Source organism: Candidatus Solirubrobacter pratensis, assembly GCF_000425945.1.
Taxonomy (GTDB): Bacteria; Actinomycetota; Thermoleophilia; order Solirubrobacterales; family Solirubrobacteraceae; genus Solirubrobacter; species Solirubrobacter pratensis.
Map to the genome: position 1 here is coordinate 69,444 of NZ_AUEK01000009.1, position 18,268 is coordinate 87,711.

General features: G+C 72.2%; 15 protein-coding genes. 14 read left to right on the forward strand and 1 reads right to left on the reverse strand.

What is annotated here, in order from left to right; translation table 11 throughout:
* Window positions 1–47 precede the first annotated feature (47 nt).
* The 13 genes from H958_RS43340 (at window position 48) to H958_RS0113745 (ending at window position 15,790) form a co-directional block, all read left to right on the forward strand.
* Window positions 48–593 carry a GNAT family N-acetyltransferase gene (locus tag H958_RS43340; protein WP_051324230.1) on the forward strand — a complete coding sequence of 182 codons (546 nt, stop codon included), beginning with the start codon at window positions 48–50 and terminating at the stop codon, window positions 591–593.
* Between the two features lie 84 nt (window positions 594–677).
* Entirely contained in the window at window positions 678–1,484 is an 807-nt protein-coding gene (locus H958_RS0113685) for an MlaE family ABC transporter permease (protein ID WP_231379245.1), read from the forward strand.
* A complete protein-coding gene (locus tag H958_RS0113690; protein ID WP_028059083.1) occupies window positions 1,481–2,278 on the forward strand; it encodes an ABC transporter permease in 798 nt (265 codons plus the stop codon). The genes H958_RS0113685 and H958_RS0113690 overlap by 4 nt, the downstream gene beginning before the upstream one ends.
* A gap of 2 nt (window positions 2,279–2,280) precedes the next feature.
* Complete coding sequence (locus H958_RS0113695) at window positions 2,281–3,093, forward strand: ABC transporter ATP-binding protein (RefSeq protein WP_081685920.1); 813 nt, start codon at window positions 2,281–2,283, stop codon at window positions 3,091–3,093.
* A 9-nt stretch (window positions 3,094–3,102) separates the two neighbouring features.
* On the forward strand, window positions 3,103–4,446 hold the full coding sequence (locus tag H958_RS0113700; RefSeq protein ID WP_028059085.1) for an MlaD family protein: 1,344 nt from the start codon (window positions 3,103–3,105) through the stop codon (window positions 4,444–4,446).
* A complete protein-coding gene (locus H958_RS0113705; RefSeq protein WP_028059086.1) occupies window positions 4,443–6,086 on the forward strand; it encodes an MlaD family protein in 1,644 nt (547 codons plus the stop codon). The genes H958_RS0113700 and H958_RS0113705 overlap by 4 nt, the downstream gene beginning before the upstream one ends.
* Window positions 6,083–7,477: an MlaD family protein gene (locus tag H958_RS0113710; protein ID WP_028059087.1), complete on the forward strand. Its 1,395-nt coding sequence runs from the start codon at window positions 6,083–6,085 to the stop codon at window positions 7,475–7,477. Before H958_RS0113705 ends, H958_RS0113710 begins: the two co-directional genes overlap by 4 nt.
* Window positions 7,474–8,991 carry an MlaD family protein gene (locus H958_RS37165; RefSeq protein ID WP_037410107.1) on the forward strand — a complete coding sequence of 506 codons (1,518 nt, stop codon included), beginning with the start codon at window positions 7,474–7,476 and terminating at the stop codon, window positions 8,989–8,991. The genes H958_RS0113710 and H958_RS37165 overlap by 4 nt, the downstream gene beginning before the upstream one ends.
* The gene (locus tag H958_RS0113720) at window positions 8,988–10,340 is read left to right on the forward strand and encodes an MlaD family protein (protein ID WP_028059088.1); all 1,353 of its coding nucleotides are present in this window, start codon (window positions 8,988–8,990) and stop codon (window positions 10,338–10,340) included. The genes H958_RS37165 and H958_RS0113720 overlap by 4 nt, the downstream gene beginning before the upstream one ends.
* A gap of 7 nt (window positions 10,341–10,347) precedes the next feature.
* Window positions 10,348–11,937 (forward strand): MlaD family protein, encoded by a 1,590-nt coding sequence (locus tag H958_RS0113725; RefSeq protein ID WP_028059089.1) that lies wholly within the window; start codon window positions 10,348–10,350, stop codon window positions 11,935–11,937.
* Window positions 11,924–14,416 carry an MMPL family transporter gene (locus H958_RS0113730; RefSeq protein WP_028059090.1) on the forward strand — a complete coding sequence of 831 codons (2,493 nt, stop codon included), beginning with the start codon at window positions 11,924–11,926 and terminating at the stop codon, window positions 14,414–14,416. Before H958_RS0113725 ends, H958_RS0113730 begins: the two co-directional genes overlap by 14 nt.
* Window positions 14,417–14,585: 169 nt before the next feature.
* Complete coding sequence (locus tag H958_RS0113740) at window positions 14,586–15,194, forward strand: TlpA family protein disulfide reductase (RefSeq protein WP_028059091.1); 609 nt, start codon at window positions 14,586–14,588, stop codon at window positions 15,192–15,194.
* Window positions 15,191–15,790: a hypothetical protein gene (locus tag H958_RS0113745; protein WP_028059092.1), complete on the forward strand. Its 600-nt coding sequence runs from the start codon at window positions 15,191–15,193 to the stop codon at window positions 15,788–15,790. The genes H958_RS0113740 and H958_RS0113745 overlap by 4 nt, the downstream gene beginning before the upstream one ends.
* A gap of 566 nt (window positions 15,791–16,356) precedes the next feature.
* Here the strand turns inward: H958_RS0113745 and H958_RS37170 are convergent.
* A complete protein-coding gene (locus H958_RS37170; RefSeq protein WP_051324231.1) occupies window positions 16,357–16,884 on the reverse strand; it encodes a CGNR zinc finger domain-containing protein in 528 nt (175 codons plus the stop codon).
* 61 nt (window positions 16,885–16,945) lie between these two features.
* On the opposite strand from H958_RS37170, the gene H958_RS37175 reads away from it, so the two are divergent.
* Window positions 16,946–18,265, forward strand: a complete 1,320-nt coding sequence (locus H958_RS37175) for an MFS transporter (RefSeq protein ID WP_051324232.1) — start codon at window positions 16,946–16,948, stop codon at window positions 18,263–18,265.
* Window positions 18,266–18,268 lie beyond the last annotated feature (3 nt).

Below are 18,268 nucleotides of genomic sequence, written 5' to 3' on the forward strand. Positions count from 1 at the left end.
AGTCGGGCGAACGTATCACCGCGCGGGCTACGCTCGCGCCAGACGAGATGCCATCCCTGCCCGTCCCCGAAGAGCTCCGCCGGGACGGCATCGCCCTGCGCCGCCTGCGCGCCCGCGACGCCGGACCATTCGCGAACGCCTTCCGCGAGGACCCGGGGCTGGGCGCCCTGATCGGCGCCGAGGAGGACCCGACGGAGTCGGGGGTGCGTCGCTTCATCGCGCGACAGCCGCGCCTGCGCGCCCGCGGCGAGTTCCTCGGCCTCGCGGTGACCGACGCCAGCGGGCGGCCGTTCCTCGGCCACGTGATGCTGCACAGCGTCGACTTCAAGAACCGCCGCGCCGAGATCGGCTACTGGCTCGTGCCGGCCGCGCGCGGCCGCGGGATCGGCAAGACAGCGGTCTCGCTGCTGGTGGAATGGGCGTTCGCGGAGCTGGACCTGCACCGCATCGAGATCACCACCACGCCGGAAAACGCCGCCGCGCGAGCCCTCGCGGCAGCGCTCGGATTTACGGAGGAAGGCGTGATGCGGGGCCGCAACCTCGAGCGCGGACGGCACGTCGACGTCGTCCTGCTGGCCCGTTTGCGCAAGTAACGGCGCCGGTTCCCGTTTGAGCCGGCGATACGCCGTGCCATAACCTTCGCGCCTCTGTAGGGGCTTGTAGGGGAGAGGAGAGAAGTGGTCAGAGGCGTCGCCGATCGAGCGTTCCTGCCGGCCAAGGGCCTGCTGGAGGAAGTCGGGGACATGATGATCCTGACGGGCAAGACGATCGTCTCCGCCCTCAGGCCGCCGTACCCGTACGGCGGCGAGTTCGTTCAGCAGTTCCTGTTCGCGCTCCGCCTGTGCTGGTTCCCGCTGATGGTCTCGACCATCGCGTTCGGCTACGCCGCCCCCGGGCTGCAGGCCTCCAACTTCCTCACGCTGTTCGGCGCCAACGACCGCCTGGGCGGCTTCTTCGTGCTCGCGAGCATCCGCGAGTTCGCGCCGTTCGTGACCGCGATCGTGGTCGCGGGCGTCGCCGGCACCGCGATCACGGCCGACCTCGGCGCGCGCAAGATCCGCGAGGAGCTCGACGCGCTCCAGGTGCTCGGGGTGGACCCGGTGAAGAACCTCGTCGTCCCCCGCTTCCTGGCGCTGATGATCGTCACCGGCCTCTTCGACGTCTACGCGATCCTCTTCGGCCTCTTCGGCGGCCTCGTCGCCAACGGCGTCAACCAGCAGCCCGTCGGGCCGTTCTTCGCCAACCTGCTGACCAACGCGTCGATCCCCGACCTCTGGGGCTCGGTCCTGAAGTGCACGCTGTTCGGCGCGATCATCGCCGTCGTCTGCTGCTACAAGGGCATGACCGCATCCGGCGGCGCCGCGGGCGTGGGCCGCGCCGTCAACCAGGCCGTCGTCATCGCCACGCTCGGCGTGTTCGCGTTCAACTACGTGTTCACCCAGACGCTGCTGGCGACCCACCCGGAGATCCTCAACATCAAATGAACGGCTGGCTCGCGGTTCCGCGCGACTGGTTCGCGTCCTTCGGCGACATCGTCCGCTTCAGCGGGCGCGTGACCGGCGAGGTCTGGGGCCTCAAGGTCTTCCGCTACTTCGGCGAGGGCCTGCGTCAGGCCGGCGTCCTGATCCTCTCCTCGACGCTCGTGATCTGGGGCCTGACGTTCATCATCGGGCTCCAGTGCGGCATCGAGGCCGCGTACTTCAACCGCGCGACCGGCGCCCCCGCCTATGCGGGCGTGTTCGCCGCCTGGTGCGACCTGCGCGAGCTGATCCCGTACGCGTTCGGCTACATGATGTCGGCGAAGGTCGGCACCGGCATCGTCGCCGAGCTCGGCTCGATGCGCATCTCGGACGAGATCGACGCGCTCGAGGTGATGGGCGTGCCGTCGATGACGTTCCTGTGCGCGACGCGGCTGCTGGCCGCGTGGCTCGTGCTGCCGTTCGTCTACATCGCCGGCATCGGCGCCGGCTTCCTCGCGTCCTACTTAGCCGTGGTGCAGCAGATCGGCGAGGTCTCCAGCGGCGGCTACTCGCTGATCTTCTGGATGTTCCAGAACCCGCCGGACCTGCTCTACAGCGTCATAAAAGCCATGGCGATGGCGACCGTCATCGTGCTGGTCGGCTGTTACTACGGGTACACGGCATCCGGCGGCCCCGTCGGCGTGGGGACCGCGACCGCGAAATCGATGGTGTTGAACATCGTGCTCGTGCACCTGATCGGGATGCTCGGCACGCAGATCTTCTGGGGCGCCAACCCGCGCGCCCCCATCGGAGGATGACGATGATCGAAGAGACCGACGAGTATCAGTGGCACACCGGCAAGCACCGTCCGTCGGGGGCGGCGGCCGCCGTCGAGTTCGTCGAGGTCCACAAGGCGTTCGGGCGCAACAAGATCCTCCGCGGTCTGAACATGGAGATCCCGGAGGACAAGATCTCGATGATCCTCGGCCCGTCGGGCACGGGGAAGTCGGTCTGCATCAAGCACATGGTCGGCCTGCTGTATCCCGACTCCGGCGACGTGCTCGTCCACGGCGAGTCGGTGCCCGGGATGCGCGACGAAGAGCTGTTCGAGATGCGCAAGAAGTTCGGCGTGCTGTTCCAGGACGGCGCCCTGTTCGGCTCGATGAACCTGTGGGACAACGTCGCGTTCCCGCTGCGCCAGCACACCGACAAGGGCGAGGACGAGATCGGGGACATCGTCAACCGGCGCCTGCGCGAGGTCGGGCTGGAAGGCTCCGCCGACAAGATGCCGAACGAGCTCTCGGGCGGGATGCGCAAGCGCGCCGGCTTCGCGCGGGCGCTCGTGCTGGACCCGGACATCGTGCTCTTCGACGAGCCCGACTCCGGCCTGGATCCCGTGCGCACGGCGCTGCTGTGCGAGCTGATCCAGGAGATCCACGAGGAGAACGGCGGCGCCTACGTCGTCATCACGCACGACATCATGTCCGCCAAGCGCGTCGCCGAGTACATCGCGGTGCTGTGGAAGGGCCGGATCGTCGAGAGCGGGCCCGCCGAGGAGCTCTTCGACTCCGACAACCAGTTCGTCAACCAGTTCCTGTCCGGGGCCTCGCGCGGTCCGCTGGGAATGGAGTAGGGAGCCCGCGTGACGCTCGCCCGCGCGGCCGTTGCCATCGGCGTCGCACTCGTCGCCGTCCTCGCGGTGTGGCTGCTGCTGCTCCACGGCGGCGGGCACGAGTACACGCTGATCTTCCAGAACGCGGGCCAGCTCGTGAAGGGCGACAACGTGCAGATCGGCGGCCGGCCGGTGGGCAGCGTGAAGTCGATCGCGCTCACGCCGGACAACCAGGCCGCGGTGAAGGTCTCCGTCGACGAGCCGTACGCGCCGCTGCGCGAGGGCACGACGGCGATCATCCGGCTGACCTCGCTGTCGGGCATCGCGAACCGCTACATCGCGCTCTCGCCCGCGCCGGGGACCAACCGCGCGCTCGGCGACGGCGCCGTGCTCGACACCTCGCAGACGACCACGGCGGTCGACCTCGACCAGCTCTTCAACGCACTCGATCCGAAGGCGCGCAAGGACCTGCAGGGGCTGATCAAGGGCTTCGCGACGCAATACGACGGCAAGGCGCAGCAGGCCGCCGAGTCGACCAAGTACTTCAATCCGCTGCTCTCGAGCGCGCGCCGGCTCGTCAACGAGGCGACCGCGGACGAGGGCGCGCTGACCGACTTCCTGGTCTCCTCCTCGCGCACGGTCACGACAGTCGCCTCCAAGCGCGACGACCTCTCCTCGCTGGTCGGCAACGCGAACGCCACGGCCGGCGCGATCGCGTCCGAGAACCGGGCGCTCTCGGAGGCGCTCTCGTTGCTGCCCACGACGCTGCGGCGCGCGAACTCGACGTTCGTGAACCTGCGCTCGACGCTCGACGACCTGGACCCGCTGGTGGCGGAGTCCAAGGTCGCGACCAAGGACCTCGCGCCGTTCCTGCGCGAGCTGCGCCCGCTCGTGCGCGACGCCAAGCCGACGATCGCCGACCTCTCGACGCTCCTGCGCCGGCCGGGCGCCGACAACGACCTGGTCGAGGCGACGCGCAAGCTCCCGGGCCTGCAGAAGGTCGCCAGCCCCGCGTTCAGCGACGCCACCGGCGCGCTCAGAAAGGGCCAGCCGGTGCTCGAGTTCGTGCGCCCGTACATCCCCGAGCTGGTCGGCTGGTTCCGCGACTTCGGCGTCGGCGCCGCCAACTACGACGCCAACGGCCACTACGCGCGCATCCAGCCGGTCTTCAACGCCTTCCAGCTGCACGAGCTGCCGACCGGCCCGACGCTCGTGCCGCTGCCCGTCTCCCAGCGCCTCGACGGCCTGCAGAACTTCATGCTCAAGCGCTGCCCCGGCACCGCGAGCCAGGTGCCGCCCGACAAGTCGGCGCCGTTCCGCGATGCGCCGGGCAACCTCGACTGCGACCCGACCCAGGTGCCGCCCGGGCCATGAGGCGCGCGATCCCCATCGTCCTCGTGCTCGTGGCGATCGTCGCCGCCGTCGCGCTGCTGGCCACGCGCGCGGGCGGCCCGCCCTACCAGGTGCGCGCGATCTTCGACAACGCGGGCTTCGTCATCCCCGGCGAGGACGTCAAGGTCGCGGGCGTGAAGGTCGGCCGCATCGCCGACCTCGACGTCACGCCCGACGACAAGGCCGCCGTCGTGCTGCAGATCGACGTCCCCGGCTACCGCGACTTCCGCCGCGACGCGTCGTGCATCGTCCGCCCGCAGTCGCTGATCGGCGAGCGCTTCGTCGAGTGCACGCCGACGCAGCCGCGCGCTGCCGGGAGCACGGCGCCGCCGCCGCTGAAGCGGATCGACGACGGCCCCGGCAAGGGGCAGTACCTGCTGCCGGTCACCAACACGCAGCAGTCGGTCGACATCGACCTGATCGGCGACGTCATGCGCCAGCCCGAGCGCGAGCGGCTGTCGCTGATCCTCAACGAGCTCGGCACGGGCCTGGCCGGGCGAGGGCGCGACCTCAACGAGGTGATCCGGCGCGCGGACCCGGCGCTGCATCAGACCGACCGCGTGCTCTCGATCCTCGCCTCGCAGAACAAGGTGCTCCAGGAGCTGGCGGTCAACTCCGACACCGTGGTCGCGCCGCTGGCGCGCGAGCGCACGAAGGTCGCGGGCGCGATCCGCAACTCCAGCGACGTCGCGGAGGCGACGGCTGAGCGCCGCGGCGCGCTCGAGGCCGACATCAAGACGCTGCCGGCGTTCCTGGACCAGCTGACGCCGACGATGCAGCAGCTCGGCTCGCTCGCCGACCAGACGACGCCGGTGCTCAGCGATCTGCACGACGTGGCGCCGCAGATCAACGGCGTGGTCCGCCGGCTCGGCCCGTTCTCGCAGGCCGCGATCCCCGCGGTCGACTCGCTCGGCGAGGCGGCCAAGAGCGGCACGCCTGCCGTCATCGACGCGCGTCCCGTGATCGCCGACCTGCGCTCGCTCGCCCAGGCCGTGCGGCCGGTCGGCTCGACCGCCGCGGCCCTGCTGGAGTCCTTCCAGAAGACCCAGGGCATCGATCGGCTGATGGATTACATCTTCTACCAGGCGGCCGCCATCAACGGGTTCGACGGGCTCGGCCACTACCTGCGCGCCGAGCTGATCGTCAACCAGTGCTCGAACTACTCGGTCCGGCCGGTCGGCGGCTGCTCGTCGAACTACCCGCAGGACAGCGCCTCGGCCTCCTCGAACCCGGCCGTCGCGAGCGTCGCCAGCGCCGTCGGCAACGACCCGACGCTGCGCGCGACGGCGATCGCGCTGGCGAAGGCGCTGGGCCAGCAGGTGGAGAAGGTCAAGCGCGAGAGCGCCACCAAGAAGAAGCCCGCCAAGAAGCCGAAGGCGAAGCGGCACGCGAAGAAGCCGGCGGCCAAGAAGAAGCCCGCCGCGGCGGCGACCCCGACGCCCGCGTCGGGCGGCGGCGTCACCCAGTCGCCGGCCGGCCCGGCGCCCGCCCAGCCGGGTGCTCCCGCCGCACCGGCCCCGACCGAGTCGGCCACCTCCGCGCCGACGCCGACGCCCACGCCGACCCAGCAGGGCACCGGCGACGCGCTGCTCGACTACCTCTTCGGGGGTGACGGCAAGTGAGCAACCGCGGCTCCGGCATCGCCGGCAACCCGGTCCTGATCGGCGCCGCGACGGTGCTGGTGATCATCGTCGCGGTCTTCCTGTCCTACAACGCCAACCAGGGCCTGCCGTTCGTCCCGACCTATCAGCTCCAGGCCGAGCTGCCGGGCGGCTCCAACCTCGTCGTCGGCAACGACGTCAAGATCGGCGGCTCGCGGGTCGGCGCCGTCTCCTCGCTGAAGCCGCGCACGGAGTCCGACGGCCGCGTGATCGCCGTCGCGGGCCTCAAGCTCGACAAGGACGCGGGGCCGCTGCCGGTCGACTCCACGCTGCTCGTCCGGCCGCGCTCGGCGCTGGGCCTGAAGTACGTCGAGATCACGCGCGGCAAGTCCTCACGGATGTTCGCCGACGGGGACACGATCAAGCTCGCGCAGGCCAAGGAGCCGGTCGAGCTCGACGAGTTCTTCAACATGTTCGACGCCAGGACGCGCGACGCCGCGCAGCAGAACCTGCAGGGGCTCGGCACCGGCCTGGCCGGCCGCGGCGAGTCGATCAACACCGCGATCGGCGCGTTCCGCCCGCTCCTGCGCGACGTCATCCCCGTGATGCAGAACCTCGCGGCGCCGGACACCGACCTGCGCAACTTCGTGCGGCAGCTCGGCGCGTTCAACGCGATCGTGGCGCCCGCCGCGGAGACCAACGCGTCGCTGTTCGTGAACCTCGACACGACGATGGCGGCGCTGCGCGAGGTCGCGCGCCCGTACATCCAGGACTCGATCACCAACGCCAAGCCGGCGCTCGACGAGGCGATCCGCGACTTCCCCAAGCAGCGGCCGTTCCTCGCCAACACCGAGGGCCTGATGCGAGAGCTGCGCCCCGGCGTGCGCGCGCTGCGCACCGCGGCGCCGCCGCTCTCGGACGCGCTCGGCGCGGGCATCCAGGTGCTGCCGAACACGCCGCCGCTCAACAAGCGCCTGGAGTCGCTGCTGGACGAGCTCAAGACGTTCTCCGACGACCCGCTCGTGCCGCGCGGCCTGCAGTCCACGACGCAGGCCGTCAAGGCGCTGGACCCGACGCTGCGGTTCCTCGCTCCGGCCCAGATCCAGTGCAACTACGTGACGCTGTTCTTCCGCAACATCTCGTCGCTGCTGAGCGAAGGCGACCGCAACGGGACCTGGCAGCGCTTCATCATCGTCACCACCCCGCAGGGCCCGAACTCCGAGGGCCTGCCCTCCTCCGGTCCCGCCAACGGCCCCTCGCAGGACAACCACCTGCACACCAACCCGTACCCGAACACGGCGTCGCCGGGGCAGCCGAAGGAGTGCGAGTCGGGCAACGAGCCGTACGCGATCGGCAAGACCGTGATCGGCAACGTGGACGGGACCCAGCAGGCGAGGACGGACGGGCAATGAGCAGGCCCAAGCGCTCAAGCGCCTTCGTCGGGCTCGTCGCGGTCGTCGTGCTGGCGATCGTCGCGTTCCTCGGCTTCACCAAGGACATCCCGTTCACGCACGGCTACACGCTCAAGGCGCAGTTCGAGTCCGCGAACTCGATCCGCCCCAACTCGCCCGTGCGGATCGCGGGCGTCGAGGTCGGCAAGGTCAAGTCCGTCGAGGCGCTGCAGGGCACCAATGCGGCCGTCCTGACGATGGAGCTCAAGAAGTCGGCGCTGCCGATCCATGAGGACGCGACCGCCAAGATCCGCCCGCGCATCTTCCTCGAGGGCAACTTCTTCGTCGACCTCAAGCCCGGCACGCCGCAGTCGCCCACGCTGCACTCGGGCGACACGCTGAAGATCTCCCAGACGGCGACGCCGGTGCAGCTCGACCAGGTCCTGACCTCGCTGCAGAGCGACTCGCGCGAGGACCTCAAGCAGGTCCTGGACGGCTTCTCGACGGCGCTCAACGACACGCGCGACGGCAAGAGCGGGGCGCAGTCGCTCAACGACGCCTATGACGACATCCCGAGCGCCGAGAGCTCGAGCGCCCAGGTGCTCCAAGCGCTGCTCGGCACCGAGCCGGGGCGCGACGTGGCGCGGCTGATCCGCGGCACTGCGAACACGGCCGACGCGCTCGATCGCAACGAGTCCCAGCTGCAGGGCCTGATCACCAACCTCAACACGACGATGGCGGCGTTCGCGGGCGAGTCGGAGAACCTGCAGGCGTCGATCCGCGAGCTCCCGCCGACGCTGCGCAACGCCGACTCCGCGCTCGCGTCGCTCAACGCCGCGTTCCCGTCGACGCGGGCATTCGCGCGCGAGATCCTGCCCGGCGTGCGCGAGACGCCGGCGACGATCGACGCCGCGTTCCCGTGGATCGCGCAGACGCGCGCGCTGGTCGGCAAGTCCGAGCTGGGCGGCCTGGCCCAGGAGCTCTCGCCCGCGACCGCCGACCTCACGCGCCTGATCGACCGCGCCGAGGAGCTGCTGCCGCAGACCGACCTCGCGTCCAAGTGCGTGCGCGACATCGTGCTGCCGGCCGGCGACGTCGTGATCAAGGACGAGTTCACGACCGGCGTGGAGAACTACAAGGAGTTCTTCTACGCGCTCGTCGGGCTCGCGGGGGAGGGCCAGAACACCGACGGCAACGGCATGTACGTGCGCTTCCAGACCGGCGGCGGCTCCCAGACCGTGTCGCTGGGCTCCAAGAGCGCGAACACCGGCGAGCTGTTCGGCAACAACGTCCAGGTGCCGCTCGGCAACCGGCCGGCGTACCCGGGCAAGCGCCCGCCGTACAAGCCGGACGTCCCCTGCTACACGAACAAGCTGCCCGATCTCAACGGGCCGGCGGCGGCGAAGACCGCCCCGACCGGCACGACGGCGTCGACCGCGCAGGCGACGAGCGTCTCGGACCGGCTCAAGCGCCAGGCCGACCTCGAGGCCGTGCGAGCCAAGCTGCATCCCTTCGACAGCAAGCGGTCCAGGTGAAGACGGCGATCCGCAAGCACTGGGGCGACGTCGCGGCGCTCGTCGCGCTGATCGTGATCGCCGTCGCGGTCGCGAGCGTGATCCTCGGCAAGCAGCGGCTCTCGCTGCCGGCGTGGATCCCCGTCGTGGGCAAGGACTTCTTCACGTTCTCGGCCGAGATGACGACCGCGCAGGCCGTCACGCCGGGGCAGGGCCAGACCGTCAACATCGCCGGCGTCCAGGTCGGGGAGATCACCTCGGTCAAGCTGCGCGGCGGCAAGGCGATCGTCGGGATGAAGGTGCGCCCGCGCTTCAAGGACCGCATCTACAACGACGCGTCGATCCTGCTGCGGCCGAAGACCGGGCTCAAGGACATGGTCGCCGAGCTCACGCCGGGCCATCGCGGTGCCGGCCGGCTGAAGGAGGGCGGCGTGATCCCGGTCTCGCAGACGCTGCCCGACGTCAACCTCGACGAGATCCTCTCCTCGCTGGACACCGACACGCGCGACTACCTGCAGCTGCTGCTCAACGACGGGGCCGAGGGGATCGGCTCCACGCAGAAGGGACGCCGGCTCGCGGCGGCGATCCGGCGCATCGAGCCGACAGCGAGGTACGCGCGGCAGATCAACGAGGGCCTCGCCGAGCGGCGGCGCAACCTCGCGCGCGTGGTCCACAACTTCTCGCTGCTGACCGACGAGCTCGGCAAGCGCGACACGCAGCTGGCGGGCTTCGTGCAGAACTCCAACGCGGTCTTCGCCTCGCTCGCCGGCCAGGACGCGAGCCTGCAGGAGACGCTGCGCAAGCTGCCCGGGGCGCTGGACACCACGCAGACGACGCTGGGCAAGGTCGACTCGCTCGCCAAGGAGCTCGGGCCGACGCTCCAGGCGCTGCGCCCGGCGGCGCGCTCGCTCGGCCCCTCGCTGCGCAAGACGCGCCCGTTCCTGCGCGAGACGACGCCGGTGATCAAGGACGAGCTGCGGCCGTTCGCGCGCGCCGCGCTGCCGACCGTCAAGGAGCTGCGGCCCGCCATGCGCGACCTCGCGGCCGCGACGCCCGACCTGACGCGCACGTTCAACGTCGTCAACCGCCTGCTCAACGAGGTCGCCTACAACCCACCTGGCGACAAAGAGGAGGGCTACCTCTTCTGGCAGTCGTGGGTCAACCACGCCGGCAACGCGATCTTCGCCAGCCAGGACGCCCACGGGCCGATCCGCCGCGGCCTGATCGTCCTCTCCTGCAGCACGGCGCAGCTGCTCAACGCGGTCGGGCAGGGCAACCCGCAGCTCGGCACGCTGATCGGGCTGCTGAACGCGCCGACGCAGCAGCAGATCTGCCCGGCCACGTCGCAGTCCGGCGGGCTCGGGGGCTGAGGGGCCGATGGTCAAGTCCGCCCCCTCGATCTGGAAGATCGCCGCGATGGTGCTCTTCACGCTGACGTGCTTCGGGCTGCTCCTGTTCCTGTGGCTCGCGTTCGGCGGCCCGGTGCCGCTGAAGCCGAAGGGCTACCGCTTCCACACCTCCTTCGCCGAGGCCGGCCAGCTCTCGACCGAGGCCGACGTGCGGATCTCCGGGGTGCCGGTCGGCAAGGTCAAGACGATCGATGCCGACAAGCGGACGGGCCGCGCGGACGTCACGATCCAGCTCGACCCCGAGTACGCGCCGCTGCCCTCCGACGCGAAGGCGATCCTGCGCCAGAAGACGCTGCTGGGGGAGACCTACGTCGAGCTCACCCCCGGGCATCGCAGCGCGCGGCCGATCCCGGAAGGCGGGACGCTGGCCGCCTCGCAGGTCTCCGACACGGTCGAGCTCGACGAGATCGTGCGCACGTTCGACCCGCCGACGCGGGCCGCGTTCCAGCAGTGGATGCAGGCGCAGGGACAGGCGATCGGCGACCGCGGGCAGGACCTCAACGACGCGCTCGGCAACCTCGGCCCGTTCGCCGACGACACGGCGACGCTGGTCGGGATCCTCAACCGCCAGGAGGGCGCGCTGTCGCGCCTGATCTCGAACACGGGCGTCGTGTTCGGCGCGCTCAACGAGCGCGACGGGCAGCTGCGCTCGCTGATCCGCAACACCAACACGGTGCTCAGCACGACGGCCTCGCGCGACGAGGAGCTCAAGGCGGCGTTCAAGGCGCTGCCGACGTTCGAGACCGAGTCCCAGACGACGCTCCGGCGGCTGACGCAGTTCTCGGAGACGACCGATCCGCTGGTGACGCAGCTGCGGCCGGCGGCGCGCGAGCTGTCGCCGACGCTGCGCGACCTCGCCGACGTGGCGCCCGACCTGAAGAACCTGCTCGAGCAGCTGCAGCCGCTGATCGACGCGTCCAAGAAGGGCTTCCCGGCGGCCGAGCAGGTGCTCCAGGACGCGCGGCCGCTGATCGGCCAGCTCGGGCCGGCGACGCAGCAGCTGACGCCGATGATCCAGTTCCTCTCGCTCTACAAGCGCGACATGACGTCGTTCTTCGCCAACGCGGCGTCGGCCACGCAGGCCAAGGATCCCGGCACGACGCTGCACTACCTGCGCACGACGAACCCGCTCAACCCGGAGAACCTCGCCGTCTATCCGCGCCGGCTGCCGACCAACCGCCCGAATCCCTACGCCAAGCCCGGCACGTTCGACCAGCTCGCCCAGGGCGGGATCCCGGTCTACGAGGACCGCCAGTGCTCGTCGTCGAACCTGCTGCCCTCGATCAGCAACGTGCCGGTCGGCGTCACCAACACGGTCACGCAGACCGTGACCGACGTGACCGGCGGCCTGGTGCAGCTGCCGCCGATCCCGCAGGTGCCCCTGACGCCTGACCAGGCGTCGGCGCTGATCCCGGCCGACCTGCTGCAGAAGATCCAGCAGTTCGCGTTCGGCGGCGGCGCGAGCGCGGGCTCGCTGGCGCCGCCGTGCCGCAAGCAGGGTGCCTTCGACTTCGGCGGCGAGAAGACGCAGTACCCGCATGTCAATGCGCTCAAGTGACCTCGCGCGGCGCCGGCCGTGGGCGGTGCTCGCCGTCGTCGCGGTCGTCGTGCTGGCCGGCGCCGGGCTCGCGCTGCGGCTCGCGCCCTCGGCCTCGACGGCTTCGCTCGTCGGCTCCTCCGGGGCGGCGACGGAGGTCGCGCACGAGAAGTTCGGAGACGACGCCGTCTACGTGCTCGTGCGCGGCGACCTGGCGCGGATCGTGCTGACCGAGGACCTCAACCGGCTGGTCGGGATCGAGGGGTGCCTGTCGGGCAACGTGCCGCGCGGCGTCCGCGCACCAGGCGCGTGCGGGGAGCTCGGACGGCTGAAGCCGGTCCAGGTCGTGTACGGGCCGGGGACGTTCATCAACTCGGCGGTCGAGCAGATCACGGCGCAGCTGCAGGCGCAGACGAAGTCGCGCGCGGCGCAGGCCGACCGCGCCGCCCTGGCGGCGCGCAAGCTGGCGCTGTCGCAGGGCAGGTCGCGCACGCAGGCCAAGAAGCTCGGCGATGGCGCGGCGAAGCTCGTCTACGCGCAGTTCGCGCAGGACCTGATCGCGCTCAACACCAAGTACGGGCTGAACCTGACCGGCGCGCCGCGGCTCAACGACCCGGACTTCGTGTACCAGCTCGTGTTCGACCCGGCCCGCGGTGCGAGGGTGCCGAAGGCGCGCTTCGCGTACCTGTTCCCGAGCGCCGGCTCGGCGCTGATCTCGGTGCGGCTGAAGCCGGGGCTGAGCGATGCGCAGCGTGCGCGGGCGATCGAGCTGATCCGCGATGTCGTGAGGATGCCGCAGTGGAAGCTCTCGGGCGGCGCGTCCTACGTGGTGACGGGCGTGCCGGTGCTCGCGGACGACCTGGTCGGCCGGCTGGCGGGATCGACGCTGCGGCTGCTGCTCGTGGCGGTGATCGTGATGGCGGTCGTGCTCGTGCTGGTGTTCCGCGCGCGGCTGCGGCTGCTCCCGCTCGCGGTGGCGCTCGGCGCGTGCGCGGTCGTGTTCGGCGGGTTGTCGCTGCTCGGCCTGCCGCTGACGCTGGCGTCGATCGCCGTGCTGCCGGTGCTGCTCGGGCTCGTGGTCGACTACGCGATCCAGTATCAGTCGCGCGGCTCGCTGCCCGCGATCGCGACCGCGGCGCTCTCGACGGCGGCCGGGTTCCTGGTGCTGCTGCTGTCGCCGGTGCCGATGGTGCGCGGGTTCGGGGCGCTGCTGATCGTGGGCGTCGGGGTGGGGCTGGTACTGGCGGTCGCGGTCGTGACGGCGGTGCTCTCAGTGCGCCGCCGCGCGTCGCAGGGGACGCTGTCGCGGTCGCTGCGCGGGGCATCGGAGATCCTCGACGGCGTCCGGCTGCCGCTGCCGCCGGTGCGCTCGCTCACCGCTCGGGTGATCCGCCGTCCCGGCCGCGTGGTCGCCGCCGCATTCGTCCTCGCGCTCGGCGGCTGGGCGCTCGACACGCAGGTCCACGTGGTCTCGGACCTGCCGAGCCTGGTGCCGCAGGACCTCGCGTCGGTGCGCGACCTCGGCGCGCTGCAGCACGACACGGGCGTCGCCGGTGAGGTCGACGTGCTCGTGCAGGCCCCCGACCTGACCGAGCCGAAGGTCGTGGCGTGGATGCGCGACTACCAGAACCGGCTTCTGCGGCGGCACGGCTACTCCGCCGCGCAGGGCTGCGGACGCGCGGCGCTGTGCCCCGCGCTGTCGCTTCCGGACCTGTTCCGCAGCCCGGGGTCCTCGGCGACGCGCGCGCAGGTGCGCGCGCTGCTGGACGCGGTCCCGGCCTACTTCTCGCGGGCCGCGATCACGCCCGACCGCCGGACCGCGGTGCTGGCGTTCGGCATCCGGCTGGAGTCGCTGGACAAGCAGCACGACGTGATCCAGGACATGCGCGCCTCGCTGCACCCGCCGGCGGGCGTGACGGCGAGGCTCGCCGGGCTGCCGGTGCTGGCCGCGGACGCGAACCACGCGCTGGCGGATCCGCTGCGGCGACTGGCGACGACGCTCGCGGGCCTGCTCGCGGTGCTGCTCGCGCTGCTCGCCGTGTACCGGTCGTGGGAGCGGGCCTGGGTGCCGCTCGTCCCGATCGCGTTCGCGACCGGCTGGTCGGCGCTGCTGCTATGGGTCCTCGGCGTGTCGCTGAACCCGCTGTCGGCCGCGCTGGGCGCGCTGGTGATCGCGATCTCGACGGAGTTCTCGGTGCTGCTCTGCGCCCGCTACCGGGCCGAGCGCGCGGCGTTCGATCCGGCGGAGGCGCTCGCGCGGACGTACCACTCGACGGGCGCCGCCGTGCTCGCCTCCGGCGTGACCGCGATCGCGGGCTTCGCGGTGCTGGTCGCGTCCGACATCGCGATGCTGCGCGACTTCGGGCTGGTGACCGTCGTCGATCTGAGCGTGTCGCTGCTCGGCGTGCTCGCGGTGCTCCCCGCGGTGCTCGTGCTGGCCGAGCGACGGGCGGTCAGGCTGCCGCGCCGCGGCCGGCGGCGCGCCTCCGTCGCGGCGTGACGGGCGACGTCTCGCGCCGCGCGCTCGCGTCGCTGGGAGCAATCGCCCAGGGAGCAATCGCCCAGGGGGCGATTCTCCCGGGCGGGGTGACGGGCGACGTCTCGCGCTGCGCGCTCGCGTCGCTGGGAGCAATCGCCCAGGGGGCGATTCTCCCGGGCGGGGTGAGGCGATGACGCGCTGGATCGTGGCGTTCGTGCTGGTCGCGCTGCTCGGCTGGGTGACGCTCAACACGGTGACGTCGGACTCCGCCGGCTCGAAGGGGCTGCCCGCGGGCGCCCGGCTGCCGCCGTTCGCGATGCCGCTGGCGAGCTCCTCGTGCCGCGGGCGCTGCGACGCGAACGTCGCGCTCCGCTCCGGCCAGGGCGCGGCGGGGGAGCGCCCCGCCTGTACGGTCCGCCGCCCGGACGTCCTCAACTCGTGCGAGCTGGCCGAGCGCGGTCCCGTCGTGCTGGCGTTCGTCTTCGCCCCGGTCGGCGAGTGCCGCGATCAGCTCGGCGTCCTGGAGCGCGTGCGGGCGCGGCACCCGGGCGTCGCGTTCGCCGCGATCGACGTGCGCGCCGACGGGGCGGCGGCACGCCGGTTCGTGCGCGAGGGCGGCTGGACGCTGCCGGTCGGCTACGACCACGACGCCGCCGTCGCCGACGAGTACGGCGTGGTCGTCTGCCCGACGCTCGTCTTCGCCCGCCGCGGCGGAGCCGTGCTGGAGTCGACGGCGGGGCCGCAGTCCGAGGCGGAGGTCGAGCGGCGGGTACGGCGCCTGGAGGCGGTGGGGCGATGACCGGCGAGCCCGTCGTGCGGGCCGGCGCGGTCGCCCCGGCGATCGCCGCGGAGCTGCCCGGGCTCGGGATCGCGTTCTGCCACGTCATGCTCACGGGCGATCCGCTGCGGCGCACGCCGCCGGAGCTGCGGGCGCGGCTGCGCGCGCTGTCGGACCGCCACCGCGGCGCGCAGGCGATCGCGCTGCGCAGCCGCGCCATCCCGCACGCATATCGCGTCCTCTTCCGCCACCTCGGGCTCGAGCCGGACACGCGGCGCATCCCGGTCGAGGAGCTCGTCGTCGGGCGCCTGCTGGTCGGCGGGTTCGAATCGCGCGTGCTGCTGGCCGACGCGCTCGCGACGGCGACGATCGAGACCGAGGTCGGCGTCTGGGCGGTGCCCGGCGAGCGCGAGCTCCGGCTGGTCCTCGAAGGTGGGCGCATCGTCGTCGCCGGCGAGCTGGAGCGGGTCGCCGAGCTGTTCGCGCCGCCCGAGGAGCCCGTGGAGCGGGGAACCCGGGCGCTGACGCTGTACGCGATCCTCGCGGAGGGCGTCCCGGACATCGCGGTCGAGGAGGCCCTCTGGACCGCGGCCGAGCTGCTCGCCCCCCGCGAGTAGGGTCGCGACCCATGCGTGGCGAGGGACGCCGGCCGATGCCCGCGCGGTCGCCTACGTCTGCGCGTCTCGCGTCGGCGGGGGCGGCGATTTGCGCCGTCAATGCGTCTCGCGTTGGCGGGCCCGGCGAACTGCGCCGTCTCCGCATCTCGCCTTGGCGGCGCCGGCGAGCTGCGCCGTCTCCGCATCTCGCGTCGGCGGGCCCGGCGAACTGCGCCGGTAAGGGAGTGGGTCGGTTTGCCTGTGCGCTTCGCGGGTATCGATTTGCGCCGCGTGGGGGAGGGCGTGTCTCACGAACCTTCGAATAGCTCGAAGGTTCGTGAGGCACCTCCCGGAGCTCCCGCGCGGGAATGATCGTTCGTGCGCGAATGGGGCGCGGCGATGATCGTGGGTGATCGTCATCCCGCCGGGCGGGATAGACCCGCATCCCTTACCCGCGCAGTTCGCCGATCCCGAGACGCGCCCGCGAGATTCCCCGCGCGCCGCGCGCGGCTCAGTGCCCGCTCCGGAGACGATGCCGACCGCCGGCGCGAATGCGATGCGCGTCTCGTCCCCCCGTGCGCTGAACCTCAGCGGCGCGCGTGCCTGGCGACGCGCGCGCGGGTGCCGCAGGCGGGGCCGCACCAGCGCTGGTCGCGGCGGTGGCGCAGGAAGAACTGGCCGCAGCTCGGGGCGTCGCAGAACGCGAGCGCGGGATCGCCGAGCAGGTCGAGCAGGGAGGCGGCGACCCGCGCCAGCAGCTCGTCGAGCGCCGGCGGATCGCCCGGCGCGGTGAGGACGACCTCGCCGCCTTGCAGCTGCGGCACGAGCGGGACGGCGGCGAGCGCGGCGTTGACGAGGCGCTCGGTGCCGGGCGGGGGCGGCTCGCGGCTCGTCGCGGCGAGCAGGATCGCGAACACGGCATCGCGGAGCTCGCGCACGCGCTCGAGCTGCGCGGCGTCCGGGCGCTCGAGCTCGACGCCCTCGTGCCGCGCCCAGTCCACCAGGTGCTGCGGGTGCTCGAGCTGCTCCTCGTACTCCTGGCCGCGCCGGCGGACCGTGTTCGCGAAGTCCGCCGCGAGCGGCTCGCCGAGCCAGGACCAGCGTTCGATGGTCACGGCTCGAAAGCCTAACGGATTCGACGAATGAATCCGTTAGTCTCGGGTAGGCTCCGGCGCAATGGTCCTCGCGCTGTTGTGCAGTGCCCAGTTCGTGGCCGTCCTCGACACCACGATCGTCGCCGTCGCGCTGCCCGCCATCCAGCGCGACCTCGGATTCGGCCCGGCTTCGCTGCAGTGGGTCGTGACCGCGTACACGCTCGCGTTCGGCGGACTGCTGATCGCGGGCGGCCGCGCGGGCGACGTGTTCGGCCGCCGGCGCCTGTTCGTCGCGGGCCTGGCCGTGTTCACCGCCGCGTCGGCGGGCTGCGGGCTCGCTCCGTCGCCGGCCGCGCTCGTCGCGCTGCGCGCCATCCAGGGCGCGGGCTGCGCGCTGATGACGCCCGCCGCGCTCGCGCTCGTCACCGCGACGCGGGCGCCGCACGCCCTGGGCGCCTGGACCGCCGCGGCGGCGGGCGGGGGCGCGAGCGGCTGGGTGCTGGGCGGGATCCTCACGGAACACGTGGGATGGGAGGCGATCTTCTTCGTCAACGTGCCGCTGGGCGCCGCGGGCGTGCTGCTGGCGGGGCGCCTGCTGCGGGGCGGAGGCGAGCGCCGCCCCGCCGCTGCGGCGCGCGGCTCGCTCGATCTCCCCGGCGCGGCGACCGTGACCGCCGCGCTCGTCGCCCTCGTGCTCGCCTTCACGCAGGCCGGGTCGCGCGGGTTCGGCTCGCCGGTCGTGCTCGGCACGCTGGCCGCGGCAGTGATCCTGCTCGCGGCGTTCGCGGCCGTCGAGCGGCGGGCGCGCGACCCGCTGCTCCCGCTCGCGGTGCTCGGCAACCGGCCGTTCGTGCGCGCGAACCTCGTGGCCGCCGCGCTGACCGCGGCGACGACGCCGGCGATGCTGATGTCGATCCTCTACCAGCAGCAGGTGCTCGGGCGCTCGGCGACGCAGACCGGGCTCGCGTGCATGCCGTTCAACGTCGCGGTGATCGCGGGCTCGCTGCTCGGCGGCCGCGTCGGCGGGATGCGGACCGGGCTGCTCGGCGTCGCCGCCGGCTCGCTGCTGTTCAGCACCGGAGCGCTGATCCCGGCGTCGGTGATCATGGGCTTCGGGCTCGGCGTCGCCTCGGTCGGCTCGACCGCCGCGGGCACGGCCGCGCTGCCGGAGCGCCCCGGGCTCGCCTCGGGGCTGCTGAACTCTGCGGCGCAGGTCGGCACCGTGCTCGGGGTCGCGGTGATCGTCAGCCTCGCCGCCGCTCTCGGCCAGGGTGCCGGGGAGCCTGTCATCACCGGCTACCGCTGGGGCTTCGGGGCGGCCGCGCTGATCGCCCTCGCCGGCATCGTGGCACAGCTCCAGCGCCGCCGCCCGAAGCGGTGCGAGTCCGCGTACGCGCCGTGAGCG

Excerpts from the sequence above, each read along its gene's own strand:
- H958_RS43340 (WP_051324230.1), top strand. The coding sequence starts at position 48 with ATGCCATCCCTGCCCGTCCCCGAAGAGCTCCGCCGGGACGGCATCGCC.
- H958_RS0113690 (WP_028059083.1), top strand. The coding sequence starts at position 1,481 with ATGAACGGCTGGCTCGCGGTTCCGCGCGACTGGTTCGCGTCCTTCGGC.
- H958_RS0113695 (WP_081685920.1), top strand. The coding sequence starts at position 2,281 with ATGATCGAAGAGACCGACGAGTATCAGTGGCACACCGGCAAGCACCGT.
- H958_RS0113705 (WP_028059086.1), top strand. The coding sequence starts at position 4,443 with ATGAGGCGCGCGATCCCCATCGTCCTCGTGCTCGTGGCGATCGTCGCC.
- H958_RS37165 (WP_037410107.1), top strand. The coding sequence starts at position 7,474 with ATGAGCAGGCCCAAGCGCTCAAGCGCCTTCGTCGGGCTCGTCGCGGTC.
- H958_RS0113725 (WP_028059089.1), top strand. The coding sequence starts at position 10,348 with ATGGTCAAGTCCGCCCCCTCGATCTGGAAGATCGCCGCGATGGTGCTC.
- H958_RS0113730 (WP_028059090.1), top strand. The coding sequence starts at position 11,924 with ATGCGCTCAAGTGACCTCGCGCGGCGCCGGCCGTGGGCGGTGCTCGCC.
- H958_RS0113740 (WP_028059091.1), top strand. The coding sequence starts at position 14,586 with ATGACGCGCTGGATCGTGGCGTTCGTGCTGGTCGCGCTGCTCGGCTGG.
- H958_RS0113745 (WP_028059092.1), top strand. The coding sequence starts at position 15,191 with ATGACCGGCGAGCCCGTCGTGCGGGCCGGCGCGGTCGCCCCGGCGATC.
- H958_RS37175 (WP_051324232.1), top strand. The coding sequence starts at position 16,946 with ATGGTCCTCGCGCTGTTGTGCAGTGCCCAGTTCGTGGCCGTCCTCGAC.